This is a genomic window from Oceanimonas sp. CAM02 (genome assembly GCF_032842915.1).
In the GTDB taxonomy this organism is placed as follows: domain Bacteria; phylum Pseudomonadota; class Gammaproteobacteria; order Enterobacterales; family Aeromonadaceae; genus Oceanimonas; species Oceanimonas smirnovii.
In genome coordinates this window covers 21463-28072 of record NZ_JAWJBK010000017.1, presented here as the reverse complement: position 1 = coordinate 28072, position 6610 = coordinate 21463, and the positions used below count along the sequence as shown (strand labels likewise).

The window sequence follows — 6610 nt, the reverse complement described above, 5'->3', positions numbered from 1 at the left end:
ATCAATGCCGGTCATGTTCGGTGTGACAGGCAATTTTCTGGGTTCGAACTCACACAGGCAGCTCACGAAGTAACGGCCTGCCGAGTCCTTGGAAACGGTCACGGTACTGGGCTCGCCGGGCAGTTCACGGCTCCAGCGAATATTCAGCGGGGTTTTGCTCTTGGCCAGGTACAACTTACCACCTCGGTATTTGAAGGCCGAGCGGGTGAACTCCGCCGACTGGCGGTGCCGCTTGCTTTTGAAGGACGGGTACTTGGCGCGGCCCTCAAAGAAGTTTTTGAAGGCGGTTTGCTGGTGGCGCAGGCATTGCTGCAAGGGGACACACGACACCTCAGACAGGAACGCCAGCTCAGGATCTTTTTTGAGTTCGGTCAGTCGGCCGTTAGCACCAACGTAGCCGATTTTTTGCTGACGCAGCTCAAAAGCATCAGTACGCCAGCGCAGTATGGCGTTATAAACAAAACGTACACAGCCGAAGGTCTGGGCCAACAGCTCAGTCTGCTCGGGTGTCGGGTAAAACCGATATTTATAAGCGCGTTTCGTCATGTGCTTAGTTTAGTAAACCACTGTATAGATAGCCAGTTTAAAAGGAGGAGCGGGAACAGGGGCGGCTGACGCCGCCGCGCTATCCCTCCCCGCTCTAAAAGGACGGGGTTTCCCGCGCAAAATTGATGAAAGAACGCATAGCCGGCTTTATTTTAATGTGCGCCGTAGTGCCTCTGGCCGTATTGGGCTATCTCATCATTTGTTATGTAGGCTTTTTAGGTAAAACCGAACGCGCCCGCAGCGGCGTGCGCGCGCTGGACCACTTTGTAAACGCCTCGGTTTTTAACGGCTACGCCTGGGAATCCATTTCATCCCACGCCTGGCGCGAACGCGACAATAAAAAATGGGCCATGTTCGTGATCTGGGTCACAAATAAGTTTCAGCAAGACCACTGCCGGCGCGCCAACAAACGCGAACAGCCCCTGGTAGATTTAATGCTGCAGAAGGGGCTGCATAAGCAAACCATCAAGTGACTCAATTTGCCCCTCCCCCTTTCTAAGGGTGAAGGCCGGGAGGGGGTTAACTTACAGCTGACAGCTTACGGCTTACAGCTCCCGTCCGAAGGACGGGATCACTTTTTCATTAATACCAAATTTCAGTTGTGCTATTATCCCGCCGCCAAGAAAGTGGGAACACCAAAAAAATTTCACAGGATTTGAATGAAATCAGCCTTGCTACTCCAGGGACCACTAGGACCTTTCTTCCAGCATTTCTCTCGCTTCCTCAGCGAGCAAGGCGTAGCTGTGCACAAAATTAATTTCAATGGTGGCGACGGCTGCTGGCCCTGCCGTGGTGAAAATATTCATTACACCGGCAGCCTGCCGGAATGGCGCAACTTTTTACACAGCTACATTAGCGAAAACGAAATTGACACCGTTTTCTGCTACAGCGACTGCCGCGAATATCACGCAATAGCGCGCATTTATTGCCAAAGCCACAACATACGCTTTTTTGTATTTGAAGAAGGCTACCTGCGCCCGCACTACATAACGCTGGAGCAGCACGGTGTAAACGCCCACAGCCCCTGGTATGGCAAACTGGCACAAGAGCTACCCAAACAAAGCCCCGAGCGGGTGCACCATGAGTTTGATATAAAAGCCAACTTCAAGCGCCGCATTTATTTTGCCATGCGCTACTACGCCAGCATGCACTGCCTGCGCTGGCGCTTTCGTCACTATGTGCACCATCGCCACCGCCCCTACTGGAAAGAAGGCATAGCCTGGCTTAAAGGCTGGTATACCAAATATACCCACACCGCCCACGACAAGGGGCTGCTGCAAACCCTGGCAGACCATCACTCAAAGCACATATTCCTGGTGCCCCTGCAGGTGGCAGACGACTTTCAGATCCGTGAACACTCGCACTTTAACGATGTGGCAGAATCCATTGTTCATATAACGGACTCATTTGCAGCAAATGCGTCACCCAATGACGTGCTCTTGTTCAAGCATCACCCCATGGACAGGGGCTACACCAACTACACCAAACTCATTCATAACCTGGCTGCCAAACACGGGTTAACCGGCCGCGTGTTCTACGGCTATGAGCTGCCCCTGCCCGAAATATACCGCCACTGCAAGGGCGTGGTAACAGTAAACAGCACAGTGGGCATGTCGGCCCTGTTGCACCAAGTGCCCACCATTACCCTGGGCAAAGCCCTGTATGACGTGCCCGGCCTCACCAGCCAGTGCACACTAGATGAATTTTGGCGAGCACCGCAGCCGGTAAGCGATGACCTGTTTAAACGCCTGCGCGCGTTTTTATTAAAACACACTCAGCTGAACGGCAGCTTTTATTGCCGGCCTCACAGCACCTGCCGGCAAATTTGGCAACGGCTGCAGCAGCAGGCTCAACCGCCCATACGCCAGCAGCCCAGGCTGGTAGCAGCCAGGCAGCCACAAATGGCAGCAAAAGAAAAACAAGAAGTAGCATAAGCAAGCGCTTACTTTTTATGCAGCCGTTAAACGGCCGGCGCTGGCTAATCGCAACACCATAAACAAAGTGGTAGTATGCGGCCTGCAAAAATAACGCCAAGCCATGCAAAATGCGAAAGCGTTTAAATAACACTCAATCGGCGAATTGGGAGCCGCACCCCAAGGGCGGTAGCGTGCCTTTTTCACAGAAACCTTCAGTTAAAGCGAGTAGTACCATGTCTTTAATACGCACCCCACTGGCCGGCACTCTGGTTGCCCTGTGCCTTACCCTGGCCGGCTGCGCCAGTCAGCACACAGCCACCACAAGCGCAAACAGCACGCCGCTCAACGAATTTTTAAGCAACGCTGCCAGCCACAGCGCCACCCAGCTGGCCACCAGCCCCTGGGGCCCCAATGTGCAAATAACGGCCGGTGCCACTTACTTCGCGGCCAGCGGCAAAACCTGCCGCCCGCTGCAGATAACGCTGCCAGCCGGCAGCCAGCAAGAACAAATAGCCTGCCAGGCCAAAAATGGGGAATGGCAGCTAAGCCGATCCCTGTGAGTTAACCCCATCGGGGAGCTGTAAGCTTTAAGCTGTCAGCTTTAAGTTAAAACACCAAACCCCACCCCAGCCCTCCCCTTACCAAGGGGAGGGAGAATATTGCTCCTACCCCTTGTTAAGGGGAGGGAGAGTATTGCTCCTCCCCCTTTTTAAGGGGAGGGTGAATATTGCTACTCCCCCTTTTTAAGGTAGGCAGCACACGTTTTGCTCCTCCCCCTTTTTAAGGGGGAGGCTGGGAGGGAGTTAGCTGACAGCTGACAGCTTACGGCTTATAGCTGCCCGCTACATATTTCGCAGATTCTGAGAACAAGTCATGTCCTTAAAAAAACTCGCCCTACCGTTCGGCTTACTCACAATTTTAGCGGGCCAGGGCCCCGCCCACGCCCAACTCATTGGTATAAACGCCGGCGCCCTGCCAGCCGAACAACAAAGCCGCTTTAACACCTCTTCCGAAGCCGACCAAAGCACACAAAATAACCAAACTCAGTGGCAAAATGGCCGCTACGGCCCGGTTAACCCTCAGGATCGCCCGGGTCTGGCACCCTTGCCGCAAAACGAACTGCCAAGCTTTGGCAGCCACTTGTTCAGCGGCGGTTTCAGCGGCATGCGCGCCGATGGCCTTAACCCCGACTATGTCATCACTCCCGGAGATCAGGTCACTCTGCGGGTATGGGGCGCGGTAGAAATAGACAGAGTGCTGCCGGTAGATGCACAGGGCAATATTTTCATTCCCGGCGTTGGCCCCATTAAAGTGCAGGGCATAAAGCACGGCCAGCTGGATGCCAAAGTGCGCAACGCCGTTAACTCCATTTATTCCAACAACGTGCAGGTATACACCAACCTGCAGGGCGTGCAGCCGGTATCCGTGTTTGTAACCGGCTATGTGCAAAACCCCGGCCGTTTTGCCGGCACCCCCAACGACTCACTGCTCTATTTTCTGGACCAGGCCGGCGGCATAGACAGCGCCACCGGAAGCTACCGCAAGGTAAGAATAGTGCGCGGCGGCAACACCATTGCCACCGCCGATCTCTACGCCTTTTTAATTAACGGCACCCTGCCCCGCCTGCAATACAAAGACGGCGACACCATAGTAGTGGAAGAGCGAGGCCCCACTGTTACCGTGGAAGGTGACGTAGCCCGCCCCTACCGCTATGAGCTGCAACCCAACCAAATGACCGGCCAGGAGCTGCTTAACCTGGCCCGGCTCAAGTCCAACGTCACTCACGTGCTGCTGCGCGGTGCCCGCACGCAGGGCCCCATTTCACGCTACGTAAAACTGGATGTACTCAGCCGGCAGCAACTTAACAGCGGTGATCAGGTTATTTTCAGCAGCGACATGCGCGACAACACCATAGTGGTGCAGCTGGAAGGCAGCTATTACGGCCCGTCCCGCTTTGCCCTGCCCCGCGATGCGCGCCTGCACGAGCTGCTGAACGCCGTGGCCGTGCCGCAAAACATGACCGACACCAACAGCATCTCGCTGAAGCGGGTAAGCGTGGCCGAGCGCCAGAAACAAGCACTGGATGAAAGCCTGGCCCGGCTGGAAACCACCTATCTGGGTGCCACCTCCTCCACTGCAGAAGAAGCCCAAATTCGGGTGCGCGAGGCAGAGCTTATCAGCCAGTTTATTGAGCGCGCCCGTGAGGTAGAGCCCAGCGGCCGGCTGGTGCTGGCCAATAACGGCACCATCAGTGACATTCGCCTGCAAGACGGCGACGTGATCACCATTCCCGAAACCTCCGACTCAGTGCTGATAAGCGGTGAAGTACTGGTGCCCCAGTCTGTAGTGTTTAACCGCAACCGCAGTGCCAGAGACTACATAGAAGGGGCCGGCGGCTTTACTGACCATGCCAATGAAAGCCGCATTCTGGTAGTGCGCCAGAACGGTGAAGTGCGCGAAGCAGACGACGTAACCCTGCGCCCGGGTGACGAAATTCTGGTGCTGCCCAAAGCGCCCACCAAAAACCTGCAGCTGGCCGGCACCATTACCCAAATTCTTTACCAGATTGCCATTGCTGCCAAAGTAGCGGTAGATATTTAATGAGCACCATGCAAAGCCGCACCCCCTGGCAGGTAACCCGCAGCGTGTGGCATGCCATGTTTATGCGCGAAGCGGTATCGCGCACCATGGCCGACCGCATGGGCTGGTTCTGGATGATTTTTGAGCCAGTAGCGCTGATCACCATTATGATAGTAGTACGGACTCAAATTAGGGGAGCTAACAAACTTATAGCCAACGCTGAGTTTATTCCCTGGATGATTGTAGGGATGATGGGTTTTTTTTTGGTTAGAGAGGGTTTAAGCCGCAGCCAAGGGGCAATAAATTCAGCTCAGGCATTGTTTGCCTACCGCCAGGTGCATCCAGTAGATACAGTAATAGTGCGCAGCTACCTGGACGGAATGCTACGTACAGTAGTACTGGTTATTTTTATTATCGGGGGAGTTAGCCTTAGCATGCATATGTTCCCTGACAATGCGTTGTTTGCCTTGTTCAGTTGGATTTCAATCTGGTTATTAGCTCTGGGATTTGCGTTAATTATATCGGTAAGTTCCAAACTGGTGCCTGAATCGGGTAAAATAGTCAGCATGCTAAGCCTGCCATTAATGATCATTAGTGGTGTAATCCTCCCCATAAACAACCTGCCGCACTCCGCACTGGAATATTTAATGCTTAACCCTATTGTCCATGCTCTTGAGCTGCTCCGACTGGGTTTTTTTGAAAATTATCACGTTGTTGCAGGCACTAGCATGCTGTATTTATGGCTCTGGATATTAACGCTTAACAGCGTAGGACTGCTGATGCACATCCGCTATAAAGACCGGTTAAAAGCCAAATGATCAAGGTTAAAAACTTATATAAAAAATACAATAACCGTGATGGGCGGGAAGCCCCTTGGGTATTAAAAAACCTTAATCTCACCATCCCCAAGGGAGTGAGCGTAGGTTTGGTTGGCCGCAATGGAGCAGGCAAGTCTACTCTATTACGTATTATTGCAGGCATGGACAATCCGGAACGGGGCAGCATAGAACGCCATTGCAGAGTATCCTGGCCTATTGGGCTTTCTGGCGGATTTCAAAGTTCAATGACCGGGCGACAAAATGTTAAATTTGTTGCCCGCGTTCATGGATTTGATAAAAACCTGAATAAAATCATGGACTATGTAGAAGAGTTTGCCGAACTGGGAAAATCCTTTGACCAGCCAATAAAAACCTACTCATCAGGCATGCGTTCACGCCTGAACTTTGGATTATCCCTTGCCTTCGATTTTGATGTATATCTTTCGGATGAAGCCACATCGGTTGGTGACCGCGCCTTCAGGGCCAAGGCCAGCAAGGCATTCAAGGATAAAATCGGGCAGTCCAGCCTGATTATGGTATCCCACAGCGAAGGCATACTAAAAGACCTGTGCCAGGCCGGCATTTACCTTAAACAAGGCCACGCCACCTGGTTTGACGATGTTAACGATGCCATAACTGCCTATCATGCGGAAACCGCGCAAACAAAAAACATTATTGATGATGACGATTGAACATCAAAAAACTATTTCCTTACACATCGTAATACACCACGGCATATCACACTAAATA

Annotated in this window: 7 protein-coding genes; 6 read left to right on the top strand and 1 reads right to left on the bottom strand. The window is 52.9% G+C overall.

Going from position 1 to position 6610, the window contains the following annotated elements:
- Window positions 1–546: transposase (locus tag R0I78_RS05305; protein ID WP_317074585.1), on the bottom strand; the 546-nt coding region annotated here is incomplete at its 3' end.
- 125 nt (window positions 547–671) lie between these two features.
- Here R0I78_RS05305 and R0I78_RS05300 point away from each other — a divergent pair.
- From R0I78_RS05300 to R0I78_RS05275, 6 genes are all read left to right on the top strand, one after another.
- Window positions 672–1019 carry a hypothetical protein gene (locus tag R0I78_RS05300; RefSeq protein WP_019933275.1) on the top strand — a complete coding sequence of 116 codons (348 nt, stop codon included), beginning with the start codon at window positions 672–674 and terminating at the stop codon, window positions 1017–1019.
- A 270-nt stretch (window positions 1020–1289) separates the two neighbouring features.
- A complete protein-coding gene (locus R0I78_RS05295; protein WP_317074584.1) occupies window positions 1290–2480 on the top strand; it encodes a capsular biosynthesis protein in 1191 nt (396 codons plus the stop codon).
- 215 nt (window positions 2481–2695) lie between these two features.
- Window positions 2696–3022 (top strand): DVU3141 family protein, encoded by a 327-nt coding sequence (locus R0I78_RS05290; protein ID WP_317074583.1) that lies wholly within the window; start codon window positions 2696–2698, stop codon window positions 3020–3022.
- 313 nt (window positions 3023–3335) lie between these two features.
- On the top strand, window positions 3336–5063 hold the full coding sequence (locus R0I78_RS05285; RefSeq protein ID WP_317074582.1) for a polysaccharide biosynthesis/export family protein: 1728 nt from the start codon (window positions 3336–3338) through the stop codon (window positions 5061–5063).
- On the top strand, window positions 5063–5860 hold the full coding sequence (locus R0I78_RS05280) for an ABC transporter permease (RefSeq protein ID WP_317074581.1): 798 nt from the start codon (window positions 5063–5065) through the stop codon (window positions 5858–5860). The genes R0I78_RS05285 and R0I78_RS05280 overlap by 1 nt, the downstream gene beginning before the upstream one ends.
- Window positions 5857–6552, top strand: a complete 696-nt coding sequence (locus R0I78_RS05275; RefSeq protein ID WP_317074580.1) for an ABC transporter ATP-binding protein — start codon at window positions 5857–5859, stop codon at window positions 6550–6552. Before R0I78_RS05280 ends, R0I78_RS05275 begins: the two co-directional genes overlap by 4 nt.
- Window positions 6553–6610: the final 58 nt, after the last annotated feature.

Bases quoted from the DNA above. Each gene is read 5' to 3' on its own strand.
- R0I78_RS05280 (WP_317074581.1), top strand. From the start codon at position 5,063: ATGAGCACCATGCAAAGCCGCACCCCCTGGCAGGTAACCCGCAGCGTG.
- R0I78_RS05285 (WP_317074582.1), top strand. From the start codon at position 3,336: ATGTCCTTAAAAAAACTCGCCCTACCGTTCGGCTTACTCACAATTTTA.
- R0I78_RS05290 (WP_317074583.1), top strand. From the start codon at position 2,696: ATGTCTTTAATACGCACCCCACTGGCCGGCACTCTGGTTGCCCTGTGC.
- R0I78_RS05275 (WP_317074580.1), top strand. From the start codon at position 5,857: ATGATCAAGGTTAAAAACTTATATAAAAAATACAATAACCGTGATGGG.
- R0I78_RS05300 (WP_019933275.1), top strand. From the start codon at position 672: ATGAAAGAACGCATAGCCGGCTTTATTTTAATGTGCGCCGTAGTGCCT.